The sequence below is a fragment of the Pseudomonas ovata genome, assembly GCF_003131185.1.
Lineage (GTDB): Bacteria > Pseudomonadota > Gammaproteobacteria > Pseudomonadales > Pseudomonadaceae > Aquipseudomonas > Aquipseudomonas ovata.
This window is the reverse complement of record NZ_QFFU01000027.1, coordinates 15,754-32,787: the sequence shown is the minus strand read 5'-3', so window position 1 is coordinate 32,787 and position 17,034 is coordinate 15,754. Positions and strand designations below refer to the sequence as shown.

Below are 17,034 nucleotides of genomic sequence, written 5' to 3'. Positions count from 1 at the left end.
CTCACTTACTGGCGCTAATAGAGAAGAAGATCCATTGCGCCTACGAACCGGGTTTACAGCAGGATCTGCAGGCATCGATTGCCCTCTGCCCTGCAAAGTAGCTCTCCTCGTTTGTGAGCACTTTACTTAGTCCACCACATGGACCAAGCTGCTTGATACCGACCTGAAGGAGGCCAATCATGCAGACCCATAATATCCACGCCGCTAAAACGCACTTCTCGCAATTGGTCGATGCCGCCGCAAGCGGCGAAACAATCATCATTGCCAAAGCCGGCATTCCCGTTGCCAAGCTGGTGCCGATTACAGCGCCAAGGCGGCGAGGAATGATGAGCCACGTCACATTCAACGCCGAGGCATCGGACGCCATGGATGCTGAGATTGCGGCGTTGTTCGAGGGCCGGGAATGAAGCTGCTGCTCGATACCCATGTGCTGGTCTGGGCCGCCACCAGCGATGCCAGGCTTTCACAGGCGGCAGCCCGTCTGATTGATGATGAGGCCAATACCTTGTATTTCAGCGCTGCCAGTATCTGGGAGCTGACCATCAAGGGTGCCGAGCAAACCGGGATCAACCCTGCGTTGCTGCGTAAGGAACTGCTCGATGCAGGCTATCTTGAACTGCCTATTACCTCTGCCCATGGTCTTACCGTGGGCAGCCTGCCAAACCATCATCGCAATCCGTTTGACCGCATCATGGTGGCCCAGGCGCTGGCAGAGGGGATCAGCCTGTTGACGCACGACAGCGCCATGCATGCTTACCCCCATACCCTCATTATCTGACTTCAGGTGCCGACATCCGTCTGGTTGCGCACCGGCAGGATGCCGGGTATCGTTGGTCCCGTCACATTGCTGACAACGACCTTGGCGGGTCGAATGACTTATGGCGCAGCAGCGCCCCCATTGCGGTTTCAGGCGCTTTTTTTGTGCCTGCAATTTCGTGTTATGGCGGGTTGCGCAGGAGCACCTTCGGGTGCGCCGGTTTCCTAAGTCACCGGTCCGCCAATCCTGTGCAATTCGCCACCCTTCTCTGCTTGGCGGCAGACAGCGGTGGTTCTTATGACTTGGGAACTACAACCATGCAAACCCTCACTTCATCCCTGCCCTTCCCCCATCACGACATGGCCACCCTTGCCATGCCTGCAAGCATGCCTCCTCCCACGTAAGCACATCATCTTCTGAATCAATAAATGATCGCGCAGGCCATTGGCGCCGTCGCGAGGGTGCACAGCATTCCAGGGCCACAGGCCGGGTGGAAACCATCATGAAACAGCAAAACGGCGCCGTGGCGCCCACGGGATCGGCTTGCCCGAAAAAAGCCATTCAGGGTCAGGACACTCATCGTCATGCGAGCGACTCCAGAACGTTCGATCATCTGCCCGACCTGTCGCCGCGCCCCGTGCAGGCGGTCGATCACACCGGCAAGCGACGCGGGAAAATGACGGCCATCGCCTGGGTCCGCGCCAGTCGTTCGGGCAAGGGCACGGTGTGGCTGTGCCGCTGCGAATGCGGCCGCTATGAATACCGGCGACCGGGCACTTGGGTGAGCAAGCCGCTTCCTGACGACAGGTGCAAGATCTGCCTGCAGGCCAGGGGGCCGAACGCCCGGCAGACCGCGCCCAGGCGCTTGCAGCAGTGGCAGCAGGACATGCGCGACCTTGGCTTGACCGATGAGGAGATTGGCCTGTTGCAGGCACCCGGCATGAACGTGGATACACGCGGCAGGACAGTGGCACAGATACGCGAACAGCTCGCCAAGGGCCCGACCTGATTGTCCACTTTGGATGGACAGTAAAACCCGTTTCAGCCGATTTATCCGCTCACAGCAAGCCATTAATCTGTACCCATGTTGAGCGATACCCCTGATTACCGAACCTCAAAACTCTCAGATAAAGGATCTACGCCATGACCACTCAAGCCACCAACGCCCCAACCTACAGCCGCCTGAACAAGGACGATGCCATCGTACTGCTGGTCGACCACCAGACCGGCCTGATCTCACTGGTGCAGGACTTCTCGCCCAACGAGTTCAAGAACAACGTGCTGGCCCTGGCCGACCTGGCCAAGTTCTTCGAGCTGCCGACCATCCTCACCACCAGCTTCGAGCAAGGCCCCAATGGCCCGCTGGTGCCAGAGTTGAAAGAGATGTTCCCGGACGCGCCGTACATCGCCCGCCCTGGCCAGATCAATGCCTGGGACAACGAAGACTTCGTCAAGGCAATCAAGGCCACCGGCCGCAAGCAGATCATCATTGCCGGTGTGGTCACCGATGTCTGCGTAGCCTTCCCGACCCTGTCGGCGCTGGCTGAAGGCTTTGAAGTGTTCGTGGTCACCGATGCCTCGGGCACCTTCAACGAAACCGTGCAGCAGGCCGCGTGGAACCGCATGAGCCAGGCCGGCGCGCAACTGATGAACTGGTTCTCGGTGGCTTGCGAGCTGCACCGCGACTGGCGCAACGACATTGAAGGCCTTGGCAACCTGCTGTCGCAGCGGATTCCGAACTACCGCAACCTGATGAATGGCTACGCGGCGCTGACCGCACGTTAAGCGGGCGGCCCGGTGTAGGAGCGCGCTTGCCCGCGACCGGCTGCGTAGCAGTCGTAAAATTGTGGCGTTTCATCTATTTCTGCGAGCGCTGCGCACTCGGTCGCGGGCAAGCGCGCTCCTACCGGGTCCATGTTAGCAGTCGTAAACTTTCAGCGTTTTCGAGATTTTTGCGAGCGCTGCGCACTCGGTCGCGGTGGTCCGGCATTCCGGCAAACGCGCTCCTACCGGGTCCATGCTTGCTGAGCGAAAGCGCTGTGCCAGTGGCACAGGATGATCTCCTGCGCAGATGCAGTGCTGGCTGGGGGATGGCGGGGCATGGAGGCCAACGTTTATTCCAGCAACCAACTGGCGATGGCAAAGATCAGCGCCACGCCTATGACCAGCAACAGCACCAGCCAGGTCAGGCGCCAGATAAAGCTGCAGACACGACGCCAGAGCGGCCGGTTGGGATTTGATCGGGAGGGGCCGATGTCGAGCAGGTCAAGCAGGCCATCGCCCAGATCACCAATGTCGCCGCTCATGGACGCCCTCTTCCGGTCTTGAGGTGGTTCGGGCGCGAGCGGCGTGTCGGGGTGCCTTGTGCAGCGGCCTTGAGCAACCGCTGAAACGTAGGACACTGGGCATGGTCCGGGGCCGGGCACACCGCCGCATGGCGCAAGCCGTTGCTCATGGCCTTGAGCGTGCGAATGGTGGCGTCCAGCTCATCGGCCTTGGCCAGCAAGGCTTGCCGGTCGATGTTCATCTGGCCATTGGCCGTGAACATCAAGCCGATTTCATCCAGGCTGAACCCGGCCGACTGGCCCAGGCCGATCAGCGCCAGTTGCTCCAGCACCTGTGGCGCAAACCGGCGCCGTTCGCCCTGCTGCCCGAGCGAGGCGATCAGGCCCTTTTCTTCGTAGAAACGCAGTGTCGAAGCGGGCAGCCCCGATCGTTTGACCACCTCGGAAATATCCATCGCCCTGCCCCTTCACCTCAAGTTCACTTGAACACACAGGCTGACCCCAAATCGTTTTCGGGTCAATCCGACAGAACATTTGCGAAGAGATCCCGAACAAGGTATCGGCCTGGCCATCTGCACGCTTTACACTCTTTCGACTGGCGCTGAGCGTCCATGGGCCAACCTTGCAGACAGAGGAGACCAACGATGACCAGAAACTGGTTCGACCAGGGCGGGCAAGCCTACGCGCAGTTTCGTCCCGAGTACCCACCCGAGCTGTCCGCCTGGCTGGCGTCGATTGCGCCTGACACGGCCCTGGCGGTGGATGTCGGCTGCGGCAACGGGCAACTTACCGAGCCACTGGCCGCGCATTTCACCCAGGTGCTGGGGTTTGATCCCAGCGCCAGCCAGATTGCGCAGAGCAGTGCCCGCAGCAACGTGGCCTACCAGTGCGCGCCGGCCGAATGCCTGCCGGTCGCTGAAGGTTGTGCCAGCCTGATCACCGCCGCCCAGGCCGCGCACTGGTTCGACCTGCCGGCGTTCTATGCCGAGGCCCGGCGCATTGCGGCACCTGGTGCGGTGCTGGCGTTGATCTGCTATGGCGTCTTGAATCTGGATGCAGAGCTGGATGAACGCTTCCAACGGTTCTACTGGCAAGAAATCGGTCCGTTCTGGCCAGCCGGACGTGCCCTGGTAGACAAAGGCTACGCCACGCTGGCATTTCCGTTCGAGCCCTTGCCGGTCCCGCCTTTGCAGATTCGCCTGGAATGGGACCTGCCAGCCTTCCTCGGTTATGTCTCGACCTGGTCGGCGGTGCGTCAGGCGCGCGAAGCGGGGCAGGAAGCGGTGTTGCAACGCTTTGCCGAAGACCTTTCGGCACACTGGGGTAACCCTGGCGACAGGCGCACGGTGGTCTGGCCGATCAAGATGCGCGTGGGCACAATCGGGCCATAAGCCATTTGCCAGTGCGCATCCGGCGCGGTAATCTCGATGCCATGACCTTGTTATCGCTGACCTCGACCCTCACCAGCACGACCGCCACAGGCGGGTCGGGTGCGGCGTCGTGAGTCGATAACAGCACGATTCCCCCAAGGCCCCGCCAGCGATGACGGGGCCTTTTTTGTGGCTGCGCGTCGCCGGCTTTCAAGCAAGGAAACGCGACATGCACGCACTATTGATTCTGGATATGCAGGCCGGCCTGTTTCATGGCCCGGAGCCGATCTGGCGCGGCGAGCAGTTACTGGCCACCATCAACCGCCTGCTGGACAAGGCACACATGGCCGGCGCACCGGTATTCCTGGCCCGGCATGTCGGCCCACCCGGCTCGCCCATCGAACCGGGCAGCGCGCTGACGCGGTTGATCGATGGGTTGCATGTGCACGGTGATGAAACGGTATTCGAGAAGACGCGCCCCAATGCCTTTGCCGGCACCGGCCTGATGGCGTGGCTCAAGGCGCAGGAGCTGCAGGGGGTGGTGATTGCGGGCCTGAAAACCCAGTATTGCGTCGACAGCACATGCCGTGCCGCCAGGGATCTGGGCCTGGACGCGGTGTTGATCGAGGACGGTCACAGCTGCTCGGACACCCCGGTCCTGAATGCCGGGCACATCGTTGCCCATCACAATGCGACCCTGAGCGGGGCGTTCTGCCGGGTGATGCCTGCCGATGACTGGCAGTTTGCCTGAAGCCTAAAGCCCGCCGAGCAGCCGCTTGACGTTCTGGACCATCAGTCCGATGTCGAACGGCTTTTCATAGACGGCTGCAAACAGGTCGGGACGCGAGACCCCCAGGTGTGCCTGGGCGCCGCTCATCAGGATGATCGGCACGGTCTCGAACTGCTTGTTGCACCGTGCCGCTTCCGCAAACTCGATGCCGTTCATTCCCGGCATCATGTAATCGGTAATGATCAGATGAGGCCGCTCCCGGTCCAGGATGGTCAATGCCCGGGAGCCACTGCCGGCCGTAACGGTGAGGTAGCCTTCATCCTCCAGCGCAAAGCTGAGGATCTCGGCAATCAGATATTCATCATCGACGATTAAAATCGTGCTCATATCAAGCCCACCCCACCCGATAAGTCATGAGCGAGATGACGGTCGAGCAATTGCGCTACTTTCGTCGTCAGATACATGAGAAAAAGCCTTACGAACGCCTACGCCCTGATGATCTATCACGAGCTCTAGAAGGGCAGGATCATAATTACTGTCCCTGACTTTAAGGATGGACAGGTGCCGCTTAAGTTCAGCCTCTGTCTCTGCGAATCGGACCAGCAGCAGGTTATCGACGATGCCGGACAGGTCGGAAGCCGGTGCATCGATGACCTCGCCCAGAATGCTGCGTACCTCCCAGGAAGCCAGGACCGTGACATTTCGGCTGCGCAGCTCGCTCATCAGGGCCGTATACAGATCAAGGAGCCGCGATTTGTCGGCGGCTGTTCTGGCCATGCCACCGAGGCTGTCGATGAACACCCGCTTGATGGACTTCTGCTCGACCAGGCGCAGTAATTCAAGCGCCAGCTTGTCGACCTTCTCGGTGGCGATCGAGCGCCATACCAGGGTCAACGCACCGGACTCTTCCAGCGCTTCGAAATCACGCCCCAAGGCCTTGGCTTTCAAACGCAAGCGCTGGGGGGATTCGTAGAAGCCGAAATACAGCCCTGGCTCTTCGGCTGTCGACTCGGAAAGAAAATTGATTCCGAACGACGTCTTGCCCGAACCGGACGGCCCCATGATCAGCGACACCGAGGACGACATCAGGCCGCCGCTGATGAAGGGGTCGAGCGAGGCAATGCCGCTGGGGATAAGCGAAATTTCAGCACTGTCGCGCATGGCCGAATGGGTAATGGTGCTTTCCAGGCGCGGATAGATGACCAGGCCGTCATCGGTGATCTCGCACTCATGATCGCCCGCCAGCGCGGCGCTGCCACGGGTCTTGCGCATGCGGATGCGACGCATCTGGCGGGCACCGACCTGTTCTTCGCCCAGTTCCAGCACACCGTCGACCATGGTGTGTTCCGGACTGCCGTCGTCGAGCTGGGAGCTGGTCAGGAAAAATACGGTGCAACCGGCAAAGGCGGCATGGCCTTGCAGTTCGGAGATAAAGCGCTTGGTGTTGAGGGGCGAATCAGCCTTGGAGCGGGCATTGAGCAGCCCGTCGAGAATCATGACCGTGGACTTCTGGCGGGAAATTTCCCGGCGCAGCAGCTTGACCACTTCATCGAGTCCTTCGTTTTCCATGGTGTCGAACGCGCTGATGAACTGGATCTCTTCACCGATGCGGGTCTTGTCGAAAAAGCTCAGTGTCGAGAGAAACTGAAACAGTCGCTCGTGGGGTTCGGCCAGCAGCGTGGCGAACAACACGCGACCACCATCGCGTACATGATTGAAACCGATCTGGTTGGCCAGAATGGTTTTACCCGAGCCAGGGCGCCCTTGAATGATGTAGGAGGATCCTGAAACGAACCCTCCCTTCAGCAGCTCGTCAAGTCCTTCGACTCCGCTCTGAAGGCGTTTTAGCTGGTTCAAGATTACATTTCCCCCGGGATTCGGCTGCGTAAAAACGGTAATTCGCCGCACGCACAAAATGCGCATTCTGGCCTTGTTACCAGTGCTTCTCAAGCCTGATCGACATTTGATGAACCGCCTGCACGATCATGGCAGGTTGTCGTCTGGACAATGACGATGTTAAGCAATGCTTGGACAGGCAACATAATAGAACAGCAGGAGAAGAACTAAGTTTCGGCCCAATGGCACCGGCCCATGACCTGGACAGCAAAGATAGGATCCAATAATTCAGACAGTCGTTGGAATAACCTGTTCTGCATGAAGATCGCTGACATTCGATTGACGGCAAAAAGCCGCATGATAACGGGTGGTCCCTCTGCAGTCAGGCGATTATGATAGCTCATCGCTATCAATTTTTTTCATTCAAGGCCGATTAAAGAACCTGCAAGGAAAGGAGTCCTGCCGATGTTTGTCATTGTCTTTCAGGTGTCCTCATGCTCAAACCCATTCTGGCTCGATGGTTCGCGCTGCGTCACAGCCACCCGCTGATCTGGCGCCTGCTCCCGGCGATCATGGCCTTGTCGCTGCTGATCGTGCTGGGCTGCTACCTGTTGGTAAAGACCGCCCTGAGCCAGGACGCCGACGTGCAGCAACGCTCGCGCATGTTCATTGCCCGTACGGTGGAGCAGGTGCGCAACGAAGTGGGCCTGAATATCATCAACTACAGCAAATGGGGCGAGGCCTACAAAAACCTGCACCTGGAGGTGGACAAGGTCTGGGCCGACGAGCAACGCAATGTCGGCGACATTCCCTACGAGCTATATGGCTATAACGGCGTGTTCGTGGTCAATGCCCAGGACCGCACGGTGTACACGGTGATCGACGGCAAGGCCGCCAGCGTGCAGGCCGGCGACTGGCTGCAAGGTGACCTGCACGCCCTGTTGGTGGCCGCGCGTGAGGCCGACCGCAACGATACCAGCGTCGTGCAGGCGTTCAGGGTCGGGGGGGTGGCGGCGCTGGCAGCCGCCTCGGCCATTACACCAGGCTGGGATCCGGCCCTGCAAAGAACGCCCGGCCCGGCCTCGGTCATGATTCTGGTCTCGGTCCTGAGCCAGGACAAACTGGAACGTCTGAGCGAAACCTATGGCCTGCCAGAGCTGACGGTGTCGCCACGGCCGCTGCCCCGCCTGCAATCGATGCGGTTGCTGGATTCGGACATTCATCTGAACTGGACACCGCCGACCCCCGGCATGCATTTGCTTGGCCAGACACTGCCGGTGTTCATCGCTGGCGTCCTGGCGCTGATCGGGGTCCTGACGGTGCTGGTGCGCCATGCCATGGCGTCGGCGCGCCAATTGGAGGCGCAGTTCGCTGAAATCCGGCACTTGTCGCAGCATGACTTTCTGACCGGATTGCCCAACCGCTACCAGCTCGATCAGTTCCTGACCCGCCACCTGGAGCGTGATGGCCTGCAACGGCTGGCGGTACTGAGTCTGGACCTGGACGGTTTCAAGCCGATCAATGATGCGCTGGGCCACGCCGCAGGCGACCGGGTATTACAAGACGTGGCACAGCGACTGCGCGACATGACGCCGGCACACGGCATGATGGCGCGCTTCGGTGGCGACGAGTTCATCATGGTCTGGCCGGACGCACCCGGCTTGCCGGACATTGAGCGCCTCTGTGCACAGATCATCGACGCCCTGCGCGCCCCTGTCGAGCTGCCCACCGGCAACGTGAGGCTGGGTACCAGCATTGGCATCGCTCTGGCGCCGCAGCACGCCAGCAGCGCCCTTGAGCTGTTACGCATGAGCGATACGGCGTTGTACCAGGCAAAATCGGCGGGGCGCTGTACCTGGCGGGTTTACAGGGTGGCGATGGAAACCCGTCAGGAGGGCTAGGCGGCGTCTGTCCGGTAACCGGATATAACGCCGCCCCGGTCACGCCTACAGGCGGAACTGGCTCACCAGCCCGTTGAACGACACGGCCAGGCGTGACAGTTCCTGGCTGGAGGCGCTGGTCTGGTTGGCACCGGCGGCGGTCTGGGTCGAGAGGTCCTGGATATTGACCAGGTTACGGTCCACTTCACGGGCGACGTGGGCCTGCTCTTCGGAAGCGGTGGCGATCAGCATGTTGCGGTCGTTGATCTGCGCGATGCTGTGCGCGATGCGTTCCAGGGACTGACCGGTGGCCTGGGCCAGGGACTGGGTGTCGCTGGCCAGGCTGCGGCTGTTGCCCATGGCCCGCACGGCCTGGTCGGCACTGCTCTGCACCGAGCTGATCATGGCTTCGATCTCGCCGGTGGACGCCTGGGTACGGGCCGCCAGGGCACGGACCTCATCGGCGACCACGGCAAAACCACGGCCTTGCTCGCCGGCACGGGCCGCTTCGATGGCGGCGTTGAGGGCCAGCAGGTTGGTCTGCTCGGCAATGCCGCGAATCACGTCCAGCACCTTGCCGATCTCACGCACCTGACCGGCCAGTTCTTCGACCTGAACGGTGGAGCTGGAAATCTCGTTGCTGACCGTATCGATGGCCTTGACCGCCTCTCGGGCCTGATCACGACCACTGGCCGCTTCGGCGCTGGTGACCCTGGAGGCGTCAGAGGTGGAGATGGCATTGCGGGCCACTTCTTCGACGGCCGCCGTCATCTCGTTCACGGCAGTGGCCGCCAGCTGGATTTCGTCGTTCTGGCGGGTCAGGCCACGGCTGCTTTCTTCGGTGACGGCATTGAGCTCTTCGGCGGCAGAGGCCAGTTGGTCAGCAGCACTGGCGATCTGCTGGATGGTGCCTTTCAGGCCGCTCTGCATGCTGCCCAGCGCCGTCAGCAACTGACCGGCTTCGTCGAGACGGGTGCTGGTGATCGGCTGGGTCAGGTCACCGCTGGCCACGCGCTGGGCGCTGGCCACCGCGGTGGCGATCGGCGTGCTGATCAGGCGGCTGATGAACATGCCAAGGCCAAAGGCGGCCAGGAAGGCCACGGCGATGCCGATGTACAGGTTGCGCTTGGCCGCCGTTTCCTGCGCCTCGGCGTCTGCGGCACCTTCACTGGCCTGGCGGTTGTTGGAGTCGACCATGAGGGTCAGCTCATCGCTGATGCGCGTGAACGCCTGGAGCACTTCGCCGTCGATCAGTGCCCGTGCAGCATTAAGGTCACCACTGGACACCAGGTTCAGGGCACGGTCGATCATGGCCTGATACGCCGGCCAGTCCACTTCCATCTTGGCGGCAGCCGCACGCTCGTCGTCGGCCAGCGGTGTAATGCGGTACTGGGCAAACGCTTTTTCGGCCGAGGCGCGGTTATCACGCAGACGCGTGATGATGCGCTCGCGATCGGCCGGCGGGGCATTGACGGCCACGGCCGACAGCAGGCGATACAGGTCGCGGTTCTGCGCCACGGTGCTGGTCTTGGTCTCGTTGGTCTTGCTGACCGACACCAGGTTGTTGGCGAACACCTGCTTGAGGCTTGAGGAAAGCTCACTGATACCGCGACTGCCGATCAGCCCCACAGCCAGCGTAATGAATGCGCACAGCGCAAAGGATATGAGGAGCTTGGTCGAGAGTTTGGCGTTGTAAAACCAGTTCATGCTTGAATCCTTCAAAGACCGGCGTAGGTAAATGCGCTTGGGGTTAAAAGCGGTAATGGCCTTATCGGCTGCCATGGCGCGGAATACAGGCCATTCGGAAATTTTTATAGAATTTTCACGTAATCGGATCGTTGCGCCCACAATCGCCTAGGAAATTTTCACACCACTCGGGTTAAGATCGCGGGCCTTGAACACCCGAGACCACAACCGGATGTCCGCCACGCCCAGTCCTTCAAGCCCTGCCCTGCCAACCGTCCTGGCCGGCCCTATCCTGCGTCGTCAGGAAAGCGGACGCCTGGTGTTCTGGCTGGCGGGCTCACGCAGCATCGACCTGACCTTGCGCCTGACCTACACCGATGCCCAGGGCCAGGTGCAGCAGCTTGACCATGCGCTGGACGGCGACCGCTGCAAGGTCATTGCCGTCGGCCAGCATGCATTCGTGCACCTGATCGACCTGACGCTGGACACGCCGTTGCCCTGCGACACGCAGATCGACTACGACCTGCTGACCGACGATGCTCGGCCATCGATCACCGACTGGGCACCGCACCTGTTGTATGCCGGCGCGAAACTGCCCAACTTCGTGATTCGCAGCCGCATCGACCATATGTTGCATGGCTCTTGCCGCAAGCCGCACCATCCTTCTCTGGATGGTCTGCTGTGCGCTGACCGGCTGCTGGCCGAGACGCCCATCCCCTCGCAGCGCCCGGCCCTGTTGATGATGAGCGGCGACCAGGTGTATGCCGATGACGTCGCAGGCCCTACGCTGAGGGCCATCCATGCGCTGATCGAACGCCTGGGGCTGTTCGATGAAAAGCTTGATGGCGCGATCGTCGAAGACAGCGTCGCGCTCTACGCCCACGAGGCCAGTTATTACGAGCGCGCCGAGCTGCTGCCGGCGCTCAAGAGCAACGAGACCCTGCGCGACCGGTTCTTTGGCGGCGTCAGCAAACCGGTGTTCACCAGCAGCAATGCCGGCAATCACCTGGTGACCCTGGGCGAGATCATGGCCATGTACCTGCTGGTCTGGTCGCCGGTGCCCTGGACGCTGATCGACCCGGACCTGCCTGAGCTGACGCCTGACGAACACACGTGCTACGTCCAGGAGCAGGAGGTCATTGATGCCTTTCGCGACAACCTGGGCGATGTGGCACGGGTCATGGCGCACCTGCAATGCCTGATGATCTTCGACGACCATGATGTGACCGACGACTGGAACCTGTCGGCCAGCTGGGAAGAAACCGCCTACGGGCATCCGTTCTCGCGGCGCATCATCGGCAATGCGCTGGTGGCCTACCTGTTGTGCCAGGGCTGGGGCAACAACCCCGACGCCTTCGACGAGCCGCTGCAACAGCTACAGACCTTGAGCCGTGATGCCGTCGACAACGGTGGCCTGCTCGACAGCGCGGCGCTGGATGCCTTGATCAATGATCTGCTGCGTTTCGAGCGCTGGCACTATGTGATGCCGACCGAGCCTGCGCTGGTGGTGCTCGACACCCGTACCCGGCGCTGGCGCAGCGAGTTCAATCTGAGCCAGCCGTCGGGGCTGATGGACTGGGAAGCCTTGTGCGAGCTGCAACAGGAACTGCTCGACCACAAGAGCGCCATTATCGTATCGCCGGCACCGGTGTTCGGCGTCAAGCTGATCGAGGCCATCCAGCGGGTGTTCAGTTGGTGCGGCTATCCCTTGCTGGTGGACGCCGAGAACTGGATGGCGCATCGCGGGGCGGCACCGGCGATCCTGAATATCTTTCGCCATTCGCGCACGCCGGGCAATTACGTGATCCTGTCGGGGGACGTGCATTATTCGTTCGTCTACGAAGTGCTGATCCGCGAACGCAAGGGCACGCCGCACATCTGGCAGATCACCAGCAGCGGCATCAAGAACGAATTTCCAAGGCGCCTGCTCGATACCTTTGACCGCCTCAACCGCTGGCTATACTCTCCGCGTTCACCGCTGAACTGGTTCACCAAGCGCCGCCTGATGAAGGTGATCCCGCGGGTGCCCGAGCACAGCAAGGCCGGTGAGCGGTTGTGGAACTCGGCCGGGCTCGGCCAGGTGTTCTTCGACACCACGGGGCAGCCGACCAGAATCTACCAGCTCAATGCCAATGGCATGCCACCGACCCGTTTCGTGGAGCTGGAGCAAGACCGGGAAAGCCCGGATGGCCAATGGTCAAACGCATCCGGGCAACCCCATCGCTGAACCTTATGGCCCCTTGCCCGGTCGATAACTGCTGACTGGCCAGGATTTCTGGCACCGTTTCTGGAGACCACCCCCGTGCTATCGCATCCACGTATCGCCAGGCTCAATGCCTGGGGCGCCCACGGTTTTACTGCTACTGGCGTGGTCCTGGCCTTTCTGGCCACCATCGCCCTGTTCGAAAACCAACCCAAGGCCTGCCTGCTCTGGCTGGGCATCGCCCTGATCGTCGACGGCGTGGACGGCTCGCTGGCGCGCAAGGTCAACACCCATTCGGTGCTGCCGCATTTCGACGGCTCGACGCTGGACCTGGTGATCGACTACCTGACCTATGTGTTCATTCCGGCGCTGTTCATCTATCGCTACATTCCCTTGCCGGACTACACGCTGCTGCTGAGCATCTCGACGATCCTGGTGTCGTCGCTGTTCTGTTTCTGCAACGTCGACATGAAGAGCAAGGACAACTATTTCCAGGGCTTTCCGGCTGCGTGGAACGTGGTGGCGCTGTGTATGTTCATTCTCTCACCGTCGCCGTGGATGAGCTTCCTGACCATCGTCGGCCTGGCCCTGCTGACATTGACGCGCATGAAGTTCCTGCATCCGTTTCGCGTGCGTCGCTTCATGCCGATCAACATTGCCGTGACCACCGTGTGGCTGGTCAGCAGTGGCTGGCTGATTGTCAGCCACCCTCATGAAAGCCCGCTGGTGCTGGGGGTCTGGGCGCTGATGTCGGCGTATTTCCTGGGGATCTGCATCTGGCGCACATCGCTGGAATGGCTGGGCCGGCTCAAGGGCTGAGCCTGCAGGACCGACTTCGGGCCGCACTCGGACGACCGAGTGCGAAGCGCTCGCAGAAATCTGTGAAACGCTGCAATTTTACGACTGCTACGCAGCCGGTCGTCCAAGTGCGGCACACGCCAAGCGGGCTCCTACCAGCATTCAGGCATCGCGCAGGTTCGTAGCTGAAGCCGCTCCTGCGTCTTGCTTGCCGAAGTGGTAGGTGGCCAGGCAGCACAGCAGCAGGCCGGCCACGGCCAGCATGCCGCCGATGATGCCGACATTGGCCACACCCAGCTGGCTGCTGACCACGCTGCCCAACAGGGCACCGCCGCCGATACCGATATTGAAGATTCCCGAGAACAGCGACATCGCCACGTCGGTGGCGTCTGGCGCCAGGGTCAGTACCCGCGATTGCTGGACCAGCCCGAAACACATCATCGCCACGCCCCACACCACGCTCAGCGTGCCGATCGCGCCGGCACTGCCGGACATGGGCAGCATCAGCATCAGGCACAGCGCCAGCACGCTGATGGTGCCGATCAGCAGGCCATTGGGGTAGCGGCTGCTGAACAGGCTGAAAATGATCGAGCCGACAATACCGGCGCCACCGAACAGCAACAGCAGCAAGGTGGTCATCTCGCCGGGCAGCCGGGCGACGTTCTGGGCGAACGGCTCGATGTAGGTGTAGGCGGTGAAGTGCGCGGTCACCACCGTGGCGGTCAGTGCATAGAGCACCATCAGCCGTGGCCGCTTGAACAGCATCGGCAGGCTGCGCAAGGAGCCGGAATTCTGACTGGGCAGTGCCGGCAGCGCGCGCCAGATCATCAGCAGGGTCAGGGCCGAGACCCCGGCAATGGCCATGAAGGTGGTGCGCCAGCCCAGGGCTTCGCCAAGAATCCGCCCCAGCGGAATGCCCAGCACCATCGCCAGCGAAGTGCCGGTCGCCAGCAGGCCCAGCGCCTGGACCTGTTTGCCAGGCGGCGCAATGCGCACGGCCAGCGAGGCGGTGATCGACCAGAACACCGCATGCGCAAAGGCAATGCCGACCCGGCTGGCCAGCAATACACCAAAGCTGTTGGCGGTGGCCGAGACCATGTGGCTGAGGATGAACAACACGAACAGGGCAATCAGCAGCTTGCGCCGCTCGATATTGCGGGTGATGAGCATCATTGGCAGTGACATCAGCGACACCACCCAGGCATAGATGGTCAGCATCAGGCCGACTTGCGCGGTGCTCATGTCGAAGCTCTGGCCGATATTGCTCAGCAGGCCGATGGGCACAAATTCAGTGGTGTTGAAGATAAAGGCTGCCAGCGCCAGCGCAATCACGCCAAGCCAGCTACCGGATTGCGCGGTCGAAGGGGTATTCATCAGGTAGGCAACGCCTCTGGTTGGACTGCGACCCGAAGGTCGACTGCCAGACGCTGCAAAGCGCCTGGCACCGGTGTGCAAAAGCCGATGCCGCCGACCACGATACAAAACCGCCAACGCACAAAAGCCCCGTTCGTGGCCTGTGCCTGAACGTGGCGTGCATGGAGGTAATTATTGTGGGTATGGGAGAGACAACCGGATGCGGCGAATTCTACGTCTGCTTCAACGACGGTACAACCGGTGCATTGGCCAGATGATGGCCGGGGTGACCATCGGTCTTCGATTGCGCGCGGCACAATGCAGAGTTGCAGGGCGCGGCATTTACCGGCATTTCCTGGCAGGCCAGACTACCGGCCGTTCTGTCCAAGGAAACAATTGCCATGTATCGCTCGATCCTGGTGGCCCTCGATGGCAGCGCACAAAGCGCCAAGGTGCTGGAACTCGCGGGCTCATTGAGCACCGCCGGCACCACGTTGCATCTGGTGTGTGTGGTCGATGCCGCCTATGCCCTGCCGGACCCGGATGATGGCTTTGATCAGGAACAGTACCCGGCCGCCGCGCACGAACAGCACCATGCGCAGGCGCTGCTTGAACAGGCGCGGTGCGAGCTGCTCAGCCGCGACCTCACCTGCACCTGCAACACCCTGACCGGGCAGCCGGCCCAGGCGATCTGCACCGAAGCCGCCCGGCTCGGGAGCGACCTGATCGTGATCGGCCATCGCCACCTGTCACGCCTGGAGCGGCTGTTTTCACCGTCGGTGGGCAATCAGATCCTGAATACCGCGCCGTGCCCGGTACTGGTCGAGGTGCGCTAGGCGTCAGACCTTCTTGACGAACTCGGACTTGAGTTTCATGGCGCCAATGCCGTCGATCTTGCAGTCGATGTCGTGATCGCCGTCGACCAGACGGATGTTCTTGACCTTGGTGCCGACCTTGACCACCAGGGAGGAACCCTTGACCTTGAGGTCCTTAATCACGGTCACGGTGTCGCCGTCCTGCAAGACGTTGCCAGTGGCGTCCTTGATGACCTTGACGTCGTCCGCCTCGCCGGTATCACCCGCAGCAGACCATTCGTGGGCGCACTCCGGACAGATCAGCATCTCGCCGTCTTCGTAGGTGTACTCGGAGTTGCATTTCGGGCAGGACGGTAAACTCACAATCGCTCTCGCATCAGGGGGGTGGGGAAAAACCACGCAATTATAAAGGTTTTTTACCCGGACCGGGCAATGCCCTGTGCCGGGCCCTGCTGGCCGGGCGGATCAGCCAGGCGCTTGCGCAATAACCACACGGGCGGCAAGCTGGCGACCTGCCCGCCCGTAGAGAAGCCGCCCGATGCCCCTTGAACACTTTGCACCGTTCCAGGACCTGGCCAACCGGTTGTTACCGCACACCAAGGCCACGCAGGACGATGGCGCGCACGACTTTTCGCACCTGTTGCGGGTCTGGAAGAACGTCTGCGCCATTCGTAACCATGAGGGCGGCGAGCCACAGATTCTGGTGGCCGCTACCCTGCTGCACGATTGCGTGGCGGTCGAGAAGAACTCGCCGTTCCGCGCCAGCGCCTCGCGCCTGGCCGCTGCCAGGGCGCGCGAGCTGCTGACCGACATGGGCTGGGACGAGGAAATGATCGAGGCGGTGGCGCATGCCATCGAGGCGCACAGTTTTTCGGCGGCCATTGCACCGCGCAGTCTTGAAGCGCGGATTCTGCAGGATGCCGACCGTCTGGATGCACTGGGCATGATCGGGGTGGCGCGGTTGTTTCATGTATCCGGGCGCATGGGCAGCAGCCTGTACGACCCGCTGGACCCGCACGCCTGCGCCCGGACGCTGGACGACAAGCGCTTTGCCCTCGACCATTTCAAGACCAAGATCCTGTCGCTGGCCCAGGGCTTTCAGACAACCACAGGCGCGCGGTTGGCGCAGACACGGCATCAACGGGTCGAGCGCTTCCTGCGTGAGTGGCTGGAAGAAATCGATCCGCCGCCGCTCGTCGCAAAAGATCGGCCAGACGCCGATTTTTGACGCCAGACAACGGCACGGCCAGGCAATGTCACAAAGCTATCACACAACAGCCTTATAACCGGATGCCTCGACATCTGCGTTCATAATGGGTTG

Annotated in this window: 18 protein-coding genes; 11 read left to right on the top strand and 7 right to left on the bottom strand. The window is 61.4% G+C overall.

Going from position 1 to position 17,034, the window contains the following annotated elements; translation table 11 throughout:
- The first annotated feature begins 179 nt into the window (after positions 1-179).
- The 4 genes from DGA31_RS25345 (at position 180) to ycaC (ending at position 2,542) form a co-directional block, all read left to right on the top strand.
- Positions 180-407 carry a type II toxin-antitoxin system Phd/YefM family antitoxin gene (locus tag DGA31_RS25345; RefSeq protein ID WP_056841764.1) on the top strand — a complete coding sequence of 76 codons (228 nt, stop codon included), beginning with the start codon at positions 180-182 and terminating at the stop codon, positions 405-407.
- Positions 404-778 carry a type II toxin-antitoxin system VapC family toxin gene (locus tag DGA31_RS25340; RefSeq protein ID WP_109514372.1) on the top strand — a complete coding sequence of 125 codons (375 nt, stop codon included), beginning with the start codon at positions 404-406 and terminating at the stop codon, positions 776-778. Before DGA31_RS25345 ends, DGA31_RS25340 begins: the two co-directional genes overlap by 4 nt.
- Positions 779-1,259: 481 nt before the next feature.
- On the top strand, positions 1,260-1,766 hold the full coding sequence (locus DGA31_RS25335) for a hypothetical protein (RefSeq protein ID WP_109514371.1): 507 nt from the start codon (positions 1,260-1,262) through the stop codon (positions 1,764-1,766).
- Positions 1,767-1,900: 134 nt separating this feature from the next.
- Complete coding sequence (ycaC, locus tag DGA31_RS25330; protein ID WP_109513803.1) at positions 1,901-2,542, top strand: isochorismate family cysteine hydrolase YcaC; 642 nt, start codon at positions 1,901-1,903, stop codon at positions 2,540-2,542.
- A 329-nt stretch (positions 2,543-2,871) separates the two neighbouring features.
- On the opposite strand, the gene DGA31_RS25325 is transcribed toward ycaC, so the two are convergent.
- Both DGA31_RS25325 and DGA31_RS25320 read right to left on the bottom strand, forming a co-directional pair.
- On the bottom strand, positions 2,872-3,063 hold the full coding sequence (locus tag DGA31_RS25325) for a hypothetical protein (protein WP_056841768.1): 192 nt from the start codon (positions 3,061-3,063) through the stop codon (positions 2,872-2,874).
- Complete coding sequence (locus DGA31_RS25320; RefSeq protein WP_109514370.1) at positions 3,060-3,497, bottom strand: helix-turn-helix domain-containing protein; 438 nt, start codon at positions 3,495-3,497, stop codon at positions 3,060-3,062. Before DGA31_RS25320 ends, DGA31_RS25325 begins: the two co-directional genes overlap by 4 nt.
- 189 nt (positions 3,498-3,686) lie before the next feature.
- Between DGA31_RS25320 and DGA31_RS25315 the strand changes: the two genes are divergently transcribed.
- The gene (locus DGA31_RS25315; RefSeq protein ID WP_109514369.1) at positions 3,687-4,433 is read left to right on the top strand and encodes a class I SAM-dependent methyltransferase; all 747 of its coding nucleotides are present in this window, start codon (positions 3,687-3,689) and stop codon (positions 4,431-4,433) included.
- Positions 4,434-4,641: 208 nt separating this feature from the next.
- Positions 4,642-5,163, top strand: coding sequence for a cysteine hydrolase family protein (locus tag DGA31_RS25310; protein ID WP_109514368.1), 522 nt, complete (start codon positions 4,642-4,644; stop codon positions 5,161-5,163).
- 3 nt (positions 5,164-5,166) lie between these two features.
- Here DGA31_RS25310 and DGA31_RS25305 read toward each other — a convergent pair whose 3' ends face one another.
- Complete coding sequence (locus DGA31_RS25305) at positions 5,167-5,529, bottom strand: response regulator (protein WP_109514367.1); 363 nt, start codon at positions 5,527-5,529, stop codon at positions 5,167-5,169.
- A 24-nt stretch (positions 5,530-5,553) separates the two neighbouring features.
- Positions 5,554-6,999, bottom strand: a complete 1,446-nt coding sequence (locus DGA31_RS25300) for an ATPase domain-containing protein (protein ID WP_109514366.1) — start codon at positions 6,997-6,999, stop codon at positions 5,554-5,556.
- 473 nt (positions 7,000-7,472) lie between these two features.
- Here DGA31_RS25300 and DGA31_RS25295 point away from each other — a divergent pair, with 473 nt between their 5' ends.
- Positions 7,473-8,879: a diguanylate cyclase domain-containing protein gene (locus tag DGA31_RS25295; protein ID WP_109514365.1), complete on the top strand. Its 1,407-nt coding sequence runs from the start codon at positions 7,473-7,475 to the stop codon at positions 8,877-8,879.
- A 45-nt stretch (positions 8,880-8,924) separates the two neighbouring features.
- Here the strand turns inward: DGA31_RS25295 and DGA31_RS25290 are convergent, their stop codons facing one another.
- Positions 8,925-10,565, bottom strand: coding sequence for a methyl-accepting chemotaxis protein (locus DGA31_RS25290; RefSeq protein ID WP_109514364.1), 1,641 nt, complete (start codon positions 10,563-10,565; stop codon positions 8,925-8,927).
- Positions 10,566-10,776: 211 nt separating this feature from the next.
- Here DGA31_RS25290 and DGA31_RS25285 point away from each other — a divergent pair, with 211 nt between their 5' ends.
- Positions 10,777-12,771, top strand: coding sequence for a metallophosphoesterase family protein (locus tag DGA31_RS25285; protein WP_109514363.1), 1,995 nt, complete (start codon positions 10,777-10,779; stop codon positions 12,769-12,771).
- Positions 12,772-12,846: 75 nt separating this feature from the next.
- Complete coding sequence (gene pcsA / locus DGA31_RS25280) at positions 12,847-13,566, top strand: phosphatidylcholine synthase (RefSeq protein WP_109514362.1); 720 nt, start codon at positions 12,847-12,849, stop codon at positions 13,564-13,566.
- 141 nt (positions 13,567-13,707) lie between these two features.
- On the opposite strand, the gene DGA31_RS25275 is transcribed toward pcsA, so the two are convergent.
- Entirely contained in the window at positions 13,708-14,919 is a 1,212-nt protein-coding gene (locus DGA31_RS25275; protein WP_056841778.1) for a sugar transporter, read from the bottom strand.
- A gap of 380 nt (positions 14,920-15,299) precedes the next feature.
- Here DGA31_RS25275 and DGA31_RS25270 point away from each other — a divergent pair, with 380 nt between their 5' ends.
- Positions 15,300-15,734 (top strand): universal stress protein, encoded by a 435-nt coding sequence (locus tag DGA31_RS25270; RefSeq protein WP_109514361.1) that lies wholly within the window; start codon positions 15,300-15,302, stop codon positions 15,732-15,734.
- Positions 15,735-15,737: 3 nt separating this feature from the next.
- Here the strand turns inward: DGA31_RS25270 and DGA31_RS25265 are convergent, their stop codons facing one another.
- Complete coding sequence (locus DGA31_RS25265; protein WP_056841808.1) at positions 15,738-16,079, bottom strand: zinc ribbon domain-containing protein YjdM; 342 nt, start codon at positions 16,077-16,079, stop codon at positions 15,738-15,740.
- 172 nt (positions 16,080-16,251) lie between these two features.
- On the opposite strand from DGA31_RS25265, the gene DGA31_RS25260 reads away from it, so the two are divergent.
- Complete coding sequence (locus DGA31_RS25260) at positions 16,252-16,941, top strand: HD domain-containing protein (protein WP_109514359.1); 690 nt, start codon at positions 16,252-16,254, stop codon at positions 16,939-16,941.
- Positions 16,942-17,034 lie beyond the last annotated feature (93 nt).